This window comes from Streptomyces sp. NPDC101110 (assembly GCF_044759525.1).
Lineage (GTDB): Bacteria > Actinomycetota > Actinomycetes > Streptomycetales > Streptomycetaceae > Streptomyces.
The window spans coordinates 197382-210630 of sequence record NZ_JBIVZM010000012.1; the positions used below are offsets into that span (position 1 = coordinate 197382).

Genomic DNA, 13249 nt, shown 5'->3' on the forward strand with positions numbered 1-13249 from the left:
GACAGCAGGCGAGATGGTGAGCACGCGCCGCAACATGAGCCGAGCGGAGGGTGTCCACCTCGTCCGGCGGCTCCTGAACGCCGAGTACGCCGACGAGGCCGAAGCCGACGAGATCGTCACAGCACTTGCAGGCGGACTCGGCTGCCCACACATCACCGACTACGTCTTCTGGGACCACGACCCTCAGCCGACGCCGGAGAAGGTCGTCGACCGAGCCCTGTCCTACGAGCCGTTCGCCCTGTAAACACACAGGCGACCCCGCTGCGGGTGAGAGTCCCCTGCGTCCATCGAGGTCACGACGTGCCCGCGTCTTCTGCGCGCTTGCTGCGTCATGATCTGACGATGGACGAGTACGGATGGGCCGAGAACCCCGGAATGCCGGCCGCGGAGGCGGTGCGGGCGGGCTGGGCGGCGACCGTCGCGGCCGTGCCTGTGGGGAGCCGGCTCACGGGAACGGTCACCGGGCGCCGGCCTTTCGGGGTCTTCATACGGATAGACGGCGTGCCGGATGCCATAGCGCTGGCGGAGATCACGCGCATGCCGCTGGGGATGGAGCTTCCGGTCCTCGGAGCCTTGGCCGCTGGTGAGGTCTACTGGCACGACGACCGCAACCACCAGGTCAGGGTCCGGCTGGACGAGTGGCAGGGAGCAGACGGGTGATCGAGCGGGGCGTCCCCGAGTCGTCCCAGGCCGACCGGCGGCGACGGGTACCACCCGCAGGGTGACCGCCCCCACCCCACTCCGGCCCTGGCTGCCGCGGTTGATCTGCGACACTGGTACGGCCATGCCTAAGCCCGGAGAACTCACTTTCGTCGCCCCCCGCGGAGCCAAGAAGCCGCCGCGGCATCTTGCCGATCTCACTCCTGCCGAGCGCAAGGAGGCCGTCGCGGCCGTCGGGGAGAAGCCGTTTCGTGCCAAGCAGCTCTCGCAGCACTACTTCGCGCGGTACGCGCATGATCCGGAGCAGTGGACGGACATTCCGGCCGGTGCCCGGGGCAAGCTCCGGGAAGCGCTGCTGCCCGAGCTGATGACCGTCGTGCGGCATCTGTCGACCGACCAGGGCACCACCCGCAAGACCCTGTGGCGGCTGTTCGACGGGACGCTCGTCGAATCCGTGCTGATGCGCTACCCGGACCGGGTGACCATGTGCATCAGCTCGCAGGCCGGCTGCGGGATGAACTGTCCGTTCTGTGCGACCGGGCAGGCCGGACTGGACCGGAATCTGTCCACCGCCGAGATCGTGCACCAGATCGTGGACGGTATGCGGGCGCTGCGGGACGGAGAAGTACCCGGAGGTCCCGCGCGGCTCAGCAACATCGTCTTCATGGGCATGGGCGAGCCCCTCGCGAACTACAACCGGGTCATCGGCTCCATCCGGCGGCTCACCGACCCCGAGCCCGACGGCCTCGGCCTGTCCCAGCGGGGCATCACCGTCTCGACGGTCGGACTCGTCCCGGCCATCCACCGGTTCGCCGACGAGGGCCTCAAGTGCCGGCTGGCGATCTCCCTGCACGCCCCCGACGACGAGCTGCGCGACACCCTCGTACCGGTGAACACCCGGTGGCAGGTGCGCGAGGTGCTGGATGCCGGGTTCGAGTACAGCGCCAAGTCCGGGCGCCGGCTGTCCATCGAGTACGCGCTGATCCGGGACATCAACGACCAGGCCTGGCGCGGTGACCGGCTCGGGCGGCTGCTCAAGGGCAAGCCCGTGCACGTCAACCTCATCCCGCTGAACCCGACGCCCGGGTCGAAGTGGACCGCCTCGCGGCCCGAGGACGAGAAGGCGTTCGTGGAGGCCATCGCCGCCCATGGTGTGCCGGTGACGATCCGGGACACCCGTGGTCAGGAGATCGACGGGGCGTGTGGTCAGCTCGCCGCCACCGAACGGTAGTCTGACTGTCGTCAGTACGGCTTCATAAGTACAGCTTCATAATCGGCACCTTCACATCCACACCTGCATATTCCGACAGGGGAGCGCCACAGCGCTGAGAGTGCGGCACACGGCCGCAGACCCTCCGAACCTGGCCCAGGTCATTCTGGGTAGGGAGATCGGTCACCACTCGAGCTGTTGCGCCCTGCCCGGGACCCGGAGTCCCGGGCAGGGCCGCGTCTTCTCCTGGTCCTCCAGGAGGAATCCAGTGAGCAACAACAAGAAGCGGATGACGGCGGCGGTCGTCGGGCTCGGCCTGGTCGGCACGCTCGCCGGCTGCGGGTCGTCCGGCGGCGGTCAGGGGTCCGGTGACCCCAAGACCGTGACCCTCGTCAGCCACGACTCGTGGGCCGCGTCCGAGGACGTCATCGCGGCCTTCGAGAAGCAGTCCGGCTACAAGGTGAACGTCCTGAAGGACGGCGACGCCGGCCAGGCCGTGAACAAGGCCATCCTGACCAAGGACAACCCGCAGGGCGACGTCTTCTTCGGCGTCGACAACACCCTGCTGTCCCGCGCCCTCGACAACGGCCTGTTCCAGTCGTACGAGGCGAAGGGGGCCGACCAGGTCAAGGCCGAGTACCGCGTCGACCGGGACAAGCACCGGGTCACGCCCGTCGACACCGGCGACATCTGCGTCAACTACGACAAGAAGTACTTCGCCGATCACAAGCTCCAGCCGCCGCGCAGCTTCGACGATCTCGTCAAGCCGCAGTACAAGAACCTGCTCGTCACCGAGAACGCCTCGTCCTCCTCGCCCGGGCTCGGCTTCCTGCTCGGCACCGCCGCCGAGTACGGCGACGGGGACTGGGAGGGCTACTGGAAGAAGCTCAAGGCCAACGGCGTGAAGGTCGTCGACGGCTGGGAGCAGGCCTACAACCAGGAGTTCTCCGGTTCGTCCAGCGGCAGGAAGGCCAAGGGGGACCGGCCGCTCGTCGTGTCGTACGCCTCCTCGCCGCCCGCCGAGGTCCTCTACGCCGAACCGAAGCCGAGCACGGCCCCGACCGGCGTCGCCGAGGGCACCTGCTTCCGGCAGGTCGAGTACGCGGGGCTGCTCGCCAACGCCAAGAACGCCAAGGGCGGCAAGGCATTCCTCGACTTCCTCGTCAGCAGGAAGTTCCAGGAGGACATGCCGCTCAACATGTTCGTGTACCCGGTGACCGAGGGCGCGCAGGTGCCGCCGGAGTTCGTGAAGTACGGGCCGCAGGTGAAGGACCCCGAGACCATGGATCCGGCGAAGATCGCCGGTCACCGCGACCAGTGGGTCAAGTCGTGGACCTCACTCGTACTGAAGTAGCCCGCAGGAGGCGCGGGAGCGCGGTGCGGCTCGGTCTGCTGGCCGTGCCCGTCGCGTTCTTCGCCGTCTTCTTCGCCTACCCCGTCGCCGCGATCGTCGCGCGCGGTCTGAAGGCCGGCGGGGTCTGGCATCTCGGGCGGATCGGGGAGGTGCTGGGTCAGTCCGACGTCCGGCACGTCCTGTGGTTCACCACCTGGCAGGCGCTGGTCTCCACCACGCTCACCCTGCTGGTCGCGCTCCCCGGCGCGTACGTCTTCGCCCGCTTCGACTTCCCCGGCAAACAGGTCCTGCGAGCGGTCGTGACCGTCCCGTTCGTGCTGCCCACGGTCGTCGTCGGCACGGCGTTCCTGGCCCTGGTCGGCCGGGGCGGGCTGCTCGACGAGCTGTGGGGCGTACGGCTGGACACCACCGTGTGGGCGATCCTGCTCGCACACGTCTTCTTCAACTACGCGGTCGTCGTCCGGACCGTCGGCGGGCTCTGGGCGCAGCTCGACCCGCGGCAGGAGGAGGCGGCGCGGATGCTCGGGGCGTCCCCGCTGCGGGCCTGGCGGCGGGTCACGCTGCCCGCCCTCGCCCCGGCCGTGGCCGCCGCCGCGCTCATGGTCTTCCTGTTCACCTTCACCTCCTTCGGTGTCGTGCAGATCCTCGGCGGGCCCACCTTCTCCACCCTGGAGGTGGAGATCTACCGGCAGACGTCGGAGATCTTCGACCTGTCCACGGCGGCCGTGCTGACGCTCATCCAGTTCGTCGCGGTGGGCGCGATCCTCGCCGTGCACGCCTGGACCGTGCGGCGGCGGGAGACAGCGCTGCGGCTGGTGGACGCGTCCGTGACGGCGCGCAGGCCGCGCGGCGCGGGACAGTGGGTGCTGCTCGGCGGGGTGCTCGCCAGCGTGGCCCTGCTGCTCGTGCTGCCGCTGGCCGTGCTGGTGCAGCGGTCCCTGGACGCCCCGGGCTTCGGTTACTACCGGGCACTGACCAGGCAGGACGGGGGAGTGTTCCTGGTCCCGCCGATCGAGGCGATCGGCAACTCCCTGTCGTATGCCGTCGCCGCCACGCTCATCGCCGTGCTGATCGGCGGGCTCGCCGCGGCCGCGCTGACCCGCCGGGACGCCGGACGGCTGGTGCGCGGCTTCGACGCACTGCTGATGCTGCCGCTCGGGGTGTCCGCGGTGACCGTCGGCTTCGGGTTCCTGATCTCCCTCGACGAGCCGCCGCTGGACCTCAGGTCCTCGTGGATCCTGGTGCCGCTCGCGCAGGCCCTGGTCGGGGTGCCCTTCGTGGTGCGGACCATGCTGCCCGTGCTGCGGGCGGTGGACGCGCGGCTGCGGGAGGCGGCCTCGGTGCTCGGGGCCTCGCCCTGGCGGGTGTGGCGGGAGGTGGACCTGCCGATGGTGCGGCGGGCGCTGCTGATCGCGGCCGGATTCGCCTTCGCCGTGTCCCTCGGGGAGTTCGGCGCGACGGTCTTCATCGCACGGCCCGACCGGCCGACCCTGCCGGTGGCCGTGGCCCGGCTCCTCGGGCGGCCCGGTGATCTCAACTACGGCCAGGCGATGGCCCTTTCGACGATGCTGATGCTGGTGTGCGCGGTGGCCCTGCTGGTGCTGGAGAGGCTGCGGACGGACCGGACGGGGGAGTTCTAGATGCTGCTGAGCCTGGAGGCTGCGACGGTCCGTTTCGGCGGGCGTGCCGTGCTGGACGCCGTCGATCTGCAGGTCGCCGAGCACGAGATCGTGTGTGTGCTCGGGCCGAGCGGCAGCGGCAAGTCGACCCTGCTGCGGGCGGTCGCCGGGCTGCAACCGCTCGACGCCGGTCGGGTGGTGCTCGACGGGCGTGACCAGGCGGGCGTGCCCGCGCACCGGCGGGGCGTCGGGCTGATGTTCCAGGACCATCAGCTGTTCCCGCAGCGGGACGTGGACGCCAACGTGGCGTTCGGGCTGCGGATGCGTGGCGAGTCGAAGCCGCAACGGGCCGAACGGGTCCAGGAGTTGCTGGACCTCGTGGGGCTGCCGGGCGCGGGCCGCAGGGCCGTCGCCGCGCTGTCCGGCGGGGAGCAGCAGCGGGTGGCGCTGGCCCGGGCCCTCGCGCCGAGCCCTCGGCTGCTGATGCTGGACGAGCCGCTGGGGCAGCTCGACCGGTCGCTGCGGGAGCGGCTGGTCGTCGAACTGAAGGAACTGTTCGGCCGGTTGGGTACGACCGTGCTCGCCGTGACGCACGACCAGGGGGAGGCCTTCGCGCTGGCCGACCGGGTCGTGGTGATGCGGGACGGGCGGATCGCCCAGTCCGGCACGCCCCTCGAGGTGTGGCAGCGGCCCGCCGACGCCTTCGTCGCGCGTTTCCTCGGCTTCGAGAACGTGGCCGAGGCGACCGTCGGGGCGGAGGCGGCGGACACGCCCTGGGGCAAGGTGCCGGTGCCGGAGGGCGCTCCGCAGGGCACCCACACGCTGCTCGTGCGGCCCGCCGGAGTGCGGCTGGTGCCCGCCGACACGGGCCTGCGCTGCACCGTGGCCGCGCGCACCTTCCGGGGCACCCATGTCGCCGTGCACCTCCAGCCCCCGGACGCCCCACGCCTGGAGGCGGCATGCGCGCTGCGGGACGCACCGGAGACCGGCACCGAGGTCGGAGTGGAGTTCGACGCCACCGAAATCGTGGTGCTCGGCTGATGTCCGCCGCCTAGGGTGCGGGGCATGACGCCGTTACTCGCACACGACCGCTACTGCGACGAGATCGCCCACCAAGTGGGCCTGTTGAGGTCCGTGGTGACCTCCGGCGCCGATCTGTCCGGCACCGTGCCGACCTGCCCGGACTGGTCGCTGGAGGACCTCGTCCGGCACATGGGCGGCGCCCTGCGCTGGGTGGAGTTCATCGTGCGGACCCGGGCCGACGAGGAGGTGCCCGAGGAGCGGGTGCCGGGTCTCGCCGGGCCCGGCACCCGGGGGGACGCCGCCGTCCTGGACGCCTGGCTGGCGCAGGGCGGCGAGCAGGTCGTCGCCGCCCTGCGGGAGGCCGGGCCGGACACGAAGATGTGGAGCTGGGCGGGGATCCTCAACGCGGGGTTCTGGGCCCGCCGGATGACGCACGAGATCACCGTGCACCGTGCCGACGCCACGCTCGCGGCCGGGCTGCCCTACGAGGTCGCGCCCGAGGTGGCCGCCGACGCGATCGACGAGTGGCTGCAGATCGTGGAGTACGTGCAGCGGACGATGCCCCACGACGCGGCGAGGGAACTGCGTGGCTCCGGCCGCAGCATCCATCTCCACGCCACCGACACCGGGCCGGAGGTGAACGCCGAGTGGCTCGTCGAACTCACCGAGGGCGGCGTCGCCTGGCGCCGGGGCCATCGCAGGGCGACCGTGGCTCTGCGCGGGCCGCTCACCTCCGTCCTGCTGGCGTTCTACCGCCGACTACCGCTGGACGCGCCTGAGCTGGAGGTGCTGGGCGAGCGGGAGCTGCTGGAGTTCTGGCTGGAGCGGGCGACCTTCGGGTGAGACGGGACGTGGCCCGCCCCCGGGTGGGGGGACGGGCCACGTCACGAGGTGCGGGGGCGTCAGCTGTCGCTGTTCGTTCCGCGGCGGCGCATGCCGAAGAACACCGCAGCGCCACCGACGGCGACCAGGGCCGCCGCGATGCCGACGATGAGGCCGGTGTTGGAGTTGGCACCGGTCTCGGCGAGGTTGGAGTCACCGGCCGGGGCGGGCGCGTTGCCGGCCGGCGAGCTGCTCTGGCTCTCCGACGGCTCCGGAGCGGGGCTGGCGCTCTCCTCGGCGGGCTTGGACGGGGACGCCGACGGGCTCGGAGTCGCCGGGGGAGTCGAAGCCGGGGGCTCCTCCTCTTCCTCCTTCTTCTTGCAGGCGGTCGCCGGGGTGACGAGGTTCGGCTTGATGTCCTCGTCGACGTAACCGGCGGCCTTGACGTGGATGCGGTACTCGGCGTTCGGCTTCCACTTCTCGGCGAAGGTGACGGTGGTGCCCTCGCGCGAGCCCTTCACCACCTGCTCGCCGACCTTCTTCACGTCGGCGCCGTTGTTCTCCAGGTACACGGTGACCGTCGCCGGGATGCCGGCGGGGTCCACGTCGGTGACGGTGATGACGCCCTTGGCGCCGTCACACTTCGCCTCGGCGGAGAACTCGCTGATGTCGCAGGCGAGTGCGTTGCCGGCGGTGCCGAGCGCGAGCGCGGCCGAGGCGGAGACGACACCGAGGACGCGCACGGTACGCGCGCGGAGGGATACGGACAGAACTGCCACGTTTGTCCTTTGCGGGATTGCTGAAGCGGGGGGCTGAGGCCGTGCTGACGGGACATCAGCACTACCGTGAGACTCACAGGTCTATAAGCGCTGCATAAGTAGTGTCAACGCATATGCAGACGGCAAGCAGTTGCTTTGCCTTCTCATTAACCACCGAGACGTTTCAACGCCTCCGGCGCCTCCTCGATCCGGTCCACGAGCGCGATCCGCGTTTCCATGGAGCGCCCGGCGGCCAGCGACCGCAGCAGCGGCCACGCGGGCAGCTTCTCCGTCCAGTGCACACGGTTCACCAGCACCATCGGGGTCGGCTCGCCGCGCGACTCGTAGTAGTTGGGCGTCGCGTTGTCGAAGATCTCCTGCAACGTCCCGGCGGCGCCCGGCAGGAACACCACACCCGCGTTGGACCGGGCCAGCAGGCCGTCCTCGCGGGTGGCGTTGGCGAAGTACTTGGCGATGTGGGAGGCGAAGGCGTTCGGCGGCTCGTGGCCGTAGAACCAGGTGGGGATGCCCACCGAGCGGCCGCCCCGGGGCCAGCGGGCGCGTATCTCGAAGGCGGCCGAGGCCCACTGGGTGATCGACGGAGTGAAGTGTGGTGCCTTGCCGAGGAGTTCGAGCGACTCAGTGAGCATCTCGTCGTCGAAGGGGGCGGAGTACGCGCCGAGGTTGGCCGCCTCCATGGCGCCCGGGCCACCACCGGTGGCGATGGTGAAGCCGGCGCGGGCCAGTTCCCTGCCGAGCCGTGCGGCGCCCGCGTACTCCTCGGTGCCGCGGGCCATCGCGTGGCCGCCCATGACGCCCACGACCCGGGCGCCGGACAGGAGTTCGTCGAGTGCGTCCGAGACGGAGTCGTCGTGGACCGAGCGCAGCATGGACGCGTAGATGTCCCGGTCGGTCTTGGTGCGCTGGAACCAGGCGTAGGCGAGGGCGTCGGGCGTGGCCTCGTAGCCGTCGGCCAGCGACGCGAACAGTTCGTCCGGGGAGTAGACCAGGCCCCGGTACGGGTCGAACGGCAGGTCCGGGACCGGCGGGAAGACCAGGGCGCCGTCCGCGCGGACCTTGGCCGCCACGTCCTCGCGCATCGCACAGCCGAGGAAGACCGCACCCGACGTGTCCGTGGTGAGCAACTCCCGCGTACGGTCCGTCAGATCGACCCCCTGGACGCGGTGTCCGGCGAGCGTGCCGCGCGCCGACACGGTCGCGTCGAACTCCTCGAGGGTCTCTATCTCACGGTCGTCATGGTGGGCCGCATGGGCGGGCATCGTCTGCACCCGCCCATGCTGGCACAGCGCACCTCAGCCCTGGACGGCCGCGGGGTCCATCCACACGACCTCGAAGGTGTGGCCGTCCACGTCGTCGAAGGCGCGGCCGTACATGAAGCCGTGGTCCTGGGTCTCGCCCGAGACGGAACCGCCCGCCGCGACCGCCTTCTCGACCAGCTCGTCCACCTTCTCGCGACTCTCGGCGCTCAGCGCCAGCAGCACCTCGCTGGTCCTCGTCGAGTCCGCGATCTCCTTCTTGGTGAACTGGGAGTACTTCTCCGGGGTGTGCACCATCACCACGATGGTCTCGCTGATCACGACGGAGGCGGTCGTGTCGTCGCTGAACTGCTCGTTGAGCGTGAAGCCCAGGTCCGTGAAGAACTTCTTCGAGGCGCCGAGGTCGCCGGTGCACAGGTTCACGAAGATCATCTGCTGGTACATGCGAGGTCGCTCCCATCAAGTCCGTGTCGTTACGCCGGATAGACCGGGGGCCGGTCCGGAACTCATCGCCGTACGGAGATTTTTTCTCGTACGAGTTTTCAGCGGGCCTCGAAGCTCAGCGGGCTGCGGAGCTCAGCGCGCCAGGGGCAGCGCCGCCAGTTCGGCGACCGTCAGGGCCAGCGGGCCGAACAGGGCGAGCAGCGCGCCCGCGCGCAGGGCGGCCGCGCTGCGCAGCATGGTGGCGGGCGCGCCGAGGCGCAGCAGCGCGGCGGTGGTGGTGGCGCGGGCCTGACGGGCCTCGACGGCGGCCGTGAGGAGCGTCGCCGTGGTGCAGCCGGTCACGAGGACCACACCGAGGGCGGTGAGCGGTCCGAGCGCGAGCCCGTCCGGGGCGTGCAGCAGCGCCATGGCCCACGCGGCGGACAGCACCGCACAGACGACGCCCAGGGGACGTCCGATGCGCAAGGACTCCGCCATGAGGATGCGGCCGGCCAGGAGCCGCAGGGCGCCCGGGCGGGCCGACTGGAGCAGCCGTCCGCACAGGTGGGTCAGGCCCGGACCGGCCAGGGCCAGGCCGACGACGGCCAGGGCCCAGCCCGCCATCACACCGGGGGCGGCACCGGAGAAGGAGAGGTCGGGGGGCGTGGGGGAGGTACGGCTGGTGTAGCTCTCCACGGCCAGACCCGCGGCCAGCAAGGTGATGCCCCAGGGCAGACCGGAGGGGGCGGCGATGGTGTCCGGCAGGGCGGCGTCGGGGGCGGTGAAGCCGTCGGGGCCGGGGGCCGCGGTGTGCGCGTCCGGGTGCATGGCCAGGGCACCGGCCGGGCTGATGGCACCGGCGGCGTCCGGCTCCGCCGCGCGCGGGCTGAGCCACTGGGCGGGATCGCCGGCCGGGGCGGCACCCGCTTCCCGTGAGGCCGGGTGGGTGCTGCCCGGGTGCGCCGGGGCGGCATCCACGGCAGCGGCCTGCGGCGAGGCCGGGGCCGTGGCGCCCGGGGGCGTCGCCTGTGGCCGGGCGGGGTCCGCGACCGCGCTCACCGTTGCGCCGGAGGCGGCGACCGCCGGCGAGGCCGACTCGCTTGTCCGGGCCGCGGGCGGGCCGCTTTTCCCGGCGGGCTCGGCGTCCGCACCGTCCGTGGGCCGCGCGATCTGCCGGCCGAACCTGCCGTACACCCAGAAGGTCTCGCGGGTGCCGGCGCGCCCGTACGCACCGAAGCGGCCGTACGCCCGGGCCGCCCGGGGTCTGCCCCGCCCCGTCTCGTGCGGCCGCAGGGCCACTGCCGCCGCCACCGACGCGCCGACGGGCACGAGCGCCAGCAGGGTCAGCGCGCCCGGCATCGGCAGGGACCGGCCCGCGGCGAGGGACTCGGCGGCGGCGCCGTCGAAGGGCATGCCGGTCAGGTCGCCCCGCAGATGCAGGAAGACGAGCAGGGCCAGCATCGAGCCGAGCGTGCAGGAAAGGGCCGTCGTCGTCGCCGAGACGGCCATCATGCGCACCGGGCCGAGACCGATGGCCGAGAGAGCGGCGCGTGGCGTGGTGGCGGGATCGGTACGGGCGACCGCGACCGCGAAATACACCGTGGCGGCCAGCGGGGCCGCGCACCAGGCCAGTCGCAGCGTGGCGGAACCGGGGGAGCCGGGGTGGCCCAGCGCGTAGCCGAGGGCGCAGAGCAGCAGGAAGCCCGTGCCCGCCGAGGCCGCCGCGACCAGCAGACGGCGCAGCTGGACGGCCGGGTGGGCGCCGCGGGTCAGACGGAGAGCGAGCACGCGGCCCGGCCTTCCGGCTCGCTGGTCTCGGCGACCGGCGGGAGGTGCACCGTCTGCACGCGGCGCCCGTCGAGCAGGGAGACCGTGCGGTCGGCGAGGGCCGCGGTCTCCGCGTCATGGGTGGCCAGGACGACCGTGATGCGGTGCGAGCGGGCCGCCGTGGTGAGGGTGCGCAGCACATGGGCACGGTCGGCGCGGTGCAGGGGCGCCGTGGGCTCGTCGGCGAACAGCACCGAGGGCGCGGGGGCCAGCGCGCGGGCGATGCAGACTCGCTGGCGCTCGGCCTGGACCAGCTGGTGCGGCCGTTTGCGGGCGCTGTCCCCGATGTCGAGACGCTCCAGCCACTCCAGGGCCGCCGTCTTGGCGCGACGCCGGCCGGTGCCGCGCAGCATCAGCGGCAGGGCGGTGTTCTCCCAGACGTTGAGCTCCGGGACCAGGGAGGGGGCCGGGTCGATCCAGCCGAAGCGGTCGCGGCGCAGCCGCTCGCGGGTGAGGGGGCCCATGGTGTGCACGGGCACGCTGTTGAACCAGACCTCGCCGCGCTGCACGGGCACCAGACCGGACAGACACCGCAGCAGGGTCGTCTTGCCGCTGCCGCGCGGGCCGCCGATGGCGAGGATCTCGCCCTCGCGCACGCCGAGCGAGATGCCGCACAGCGCGGGTGAGCCGTCGTCGTGCTGGAAGTGCAGGGCGCGTGCCCAGAGCACGTCGTTGTCCGGCGGTGCCTCCATGCGCGTACACCTCGTTCAGATCCGTAGTTCCCGTGCCATCCCCCGTGCGGGGGAACGAAGGCAGGGCCGATCGGTCACTGGGCACGCTAGGCAGAAGGCGGCGGGACGCCGGACAGCACGCGGCCCCGGGCCGCCGTTTCTCACTCGAACGGGCGGCACCAGGGCCGGTGTTGATCATCCAGGCAGACGATCGGAGCGACGCGGGTCAGAGCTTGGTCCAGGCCTCCGTGAGGGTGGCGCGCAGGATCTGCTCGATCTCGTCGAACGTCGACTGGTCGGAGATCAGCGGCGGCGCCAGCTGGACGACCGGGTCGCCGCGGTCGTCGGCCCGGCAGTACAGGCCGTTCTCGTACAGCTTCTTGGAGAGGAAGCCGTACAGGACGCGCTCGGTCTCGTCGGCGTTGAAGGACTCCTTGGTGGCCTTGTCCTTGACGAGTTCGATGCCGTAGAAGAAGCCGTTGCCGCGGACGTCGCCGACGATCGGCAGGTCGTGGAGCTTCTCCAGGGTGGAGCGGAAGTTGCCCTCGTTGTCCAGGACGTGCTGGTTGAGGTTCTCGCGCTCGAACAGGTCGAGGTTGGCCAGGCCCACGGCGGCGGAGACCGGGTGACCGCCGAAGGTGTAGCCGTGCAGGAAGGTGTTGTCGCCCTTGTAGAACGGCTCGGCCAGGCGGTCGGAGATGATGCAGGCGCCGATCGGGGAGTAGCCCGAGGTCATGCCCTTGGCGCAGGTGATCATGTCCGGCACGTAGTCGAACTTGTCGCAGGCGAAGTACGTGCCCAGACGGCCGAAGGCGCAGATGACCTCGTCCGAGACGAGCAGCACGTCGTACTGGTCGCATATCTCGCGGACCCGCTGGAAGTAGCCGGGCGGAGGCGGGAAGCAGCCGCCGGCGTTCTGCACCGGCTCCAGGAAGACCGCGGCGACGGTGTCCGGGCCCTCGAACAGGATCTGCTGCTCGATCTGGTCGGCGGCCCAGCGGCCGAAGGCCTCCGGGTCGTCACCGAAGATCGGGGCGCGGTAGATGTTGGTGTTGGGCACCTTGTGCGCGCCCGGCACCAGCGGCTCGAAGGGGGCCTTCAGGGCCGGCAGGCCGGTGATGGACAGGGCGCCCTGCGGGGTGCCGTGGTAGGCGACCGCGCGGGAGATGACCTTGTGCTTGGTGGGCTTGCCGGTCAGCTTGAAGTACTGCTTGGCGAGCTTCCAGGCGGTCTCGACCGCCTCGCCGCCGCCGGTGGTGAAGAAGACCTTGTTCAGGTCGCCCGGGGCGTGGTGGGCGAGGCGCTCGGCCAGCTCGACCGCCTTGGGGTGGGCGTAGGACCACACCGGGAAGAACGCGAGCTCCTGCGCCTGCTTGAAGGCGGCATCGGCGAGCTCGACCCGGCCGTGTCCGGCCTGCACCACGAAGAGGCCGGCGAGGCCGTCCAGGTAGCGCCTGCCCTGGTCGTCGTAGATGTACGTGCCCTCGCCCCGGACGATGGTGGGGACGGGGGCCTTCTCGTACGACGACATGCGCGTGAAGTGCATCCACAGGTGGTCGTACGCGGACTGGGAGAGGTCCTTGCTCACGGCTATCGGGTCCTCAC

At 71.4% G+C, this 13249-nt stretch carries 13 protein-coding genes and 1 riboswitch; of the genes, 7 read left to right on the plus strand and 6 right to left on the minus strand.

Annotated elements, in window-relative coordinates; all coding sequences use genetic code 11:
* Positions 1-34: 34 nt before the first annotated feature.
* The 7 genes from ACIQU3_RS26765 to ACIQU3_RS26795 all read left to right on the plus strand — a co-directional run bounded on the left by ACIQU3_RS26765 (position 35) and on the right by ACIQU3_RS26795 (position 6709).
* Entirely contained in the window at positions 35-244 is a 210-nt protein-coding gene (locus tag ACIQU3_RS26765) for an e9imm peptide (protein WP_403928088.1), read from the plus strand.
* 98 nt (positions 245-342) lie between these two features.
* Positions 343-660, plus strand: coding sequence for a hypothetical protein (locus ACIQU3_RS26770; protein ID WP_403928090.1), 318 nt, complete (start codon positions 343-345; stop codon positions 658-660).
* A gap of 124 nt (positions 661-784) precedes the next feature.
* Entirely contained in the window at positions 785-1891 is a 1107-nt protein-coding gene (gene rlmN / locus ACIQU3_RS26775; protein WP_403928093.1) for a 23S rRNA (adenine(2503)-C(2))-methyltransferase RlmN, read from the plus strand.
* A 67-nt stretch (positions 1892-1958) separates the two neighbouring features.
* Positions 1959-2065, plus strand: a riboswitch (TPP riboswitch).
* Between the two features lie 94 nt (positions 2066-2159).
* Entirely contained in the window at positions 2160-3224 is a 1065-nt protein-coding gene (locus ACIQU3_RS26780; protein WP_403928131.1) for a thiamine ABC transporter substrate binding subunit, read from the plus strand.
* Between the two features lie 23 nt (positions 3225-3247).
* Positions 3248-4864 carry an ABC transporter permease gene (locus ACIQU3_RS26785; protein ID WP_403928095.1) on the plus strand — a complete coding sequence of 539 codons (1617 nt, stop codon included), beginning with the start codon at positions 3248-3250 and terminating at the stop codon, positions 4862-4864.
* Positions 4865-5884, plus strand: a complete 1020-nt coding sequence (locus tag ACIQU3_RS26790) for an ABC transporter ATP-binding protein (protein WP_403736553.1) — start codon at positions 4865-4867, stop codon at positions 5882-5884.
* A 24-nt stretch (positions 5885-5908) separates the two neighbouring features.
* Complete coding sequence (locus ACIQU3_RS26795; RefSeq protein WP_403736550.1) at positions 5909-6709, plus strand: maleylpyruvate isomerase family mycothiol-dependent enzyme; 801 nt, start codon at positions 5909-5911, stop codon at positions 6707-6709.
* A 59-nt stretch (positions 6710-6768) separates the two neighbouring features.
* Here ACIQU3_RS26795 and ACIQU3_RS26800 read toward each other — a convergent pair whose 3' ends face one another.
* The 6 genes from ACIQU3_RS26800 to ACIQU3_RS26825 form a co-directional block, all read right to left on the minus strand.
* Positions 6769-7467, minus strand: a complete 699-nt coding sequence (locus ACIQU3_RS26800) for an LAETG motif-containing sortase-dependent surface protein (RefSeq protein ID WP_403736547.1) — start codon at positions 7465-7467, stop codon at positions 6769-6771.
* 146 nt (positions 7468-7613) lie between these two features.
* Positions 7614-8735 (minus strand): LOG family protein, encoded by a 1122-nt coding sequence (locus ACIQU3_RS26805; RefSeq protein WP_403736542.1) that lies wholly within the window; start codon positions 8733-8735, stop codon positions 7614-7616.
* A gap of 24 nt (positions 8736-8759) precedes the next feature.
* Positions 8760-9167: a VOC family protein gene (locus ACIQU3_RS26810; protein ID WP_403736539.1), complete on the minus strand. Its 408-nt coding sequence runs from the start codon at positions 9165-9167 to the stop codon at positions 8760-8762.
* A 132-nt stretch (positions 9168-9299) separates the two neighbouring features.
* Positions 9300-10934: a hypothetical protein gene (locus tag ACIQU3_RS26815; protein ID WP_403736535.1), complete on the minus strand. Its 1635-nt coding sequence runs from the start codon at positions 10932-10934 to the stop codon at positions 9300-9302.
* Positions 10916-11665 carry an ABC transporter ATP-binding protein gene (locus tag ACIQU3_RS26820; RefSeq protein ID WP_403736533.1) on the minus strand — a complete coding sequence of 250 codons (750 nt, stop codon included), beginning with the start codon at positions 11663-11665 and terminating at the stop codon, positions 10916-10918. Before ACIQU3_RS26820 ends, ACIQU3_RS26815 begins: the two co-directional genes overlap by 19 nt.
* A 205-nt stretch (positions 11666-11870) precedes the next feature.
* Positions 11871-13232 carry an aspartate aminotransferase family protein gene (locus ACIQU3_RS26825; protein ID WP_403928098.1) on the minus strand — a complete coding sequence of 454 codons (1362 nt, stop codon included), beginning with the start codon at positions 13230-13232 and terminating at the stop codon, positions 11871-11873.
* Between the last annotated feature and the right edge of the window lie 17 nt (positions 13233-13249).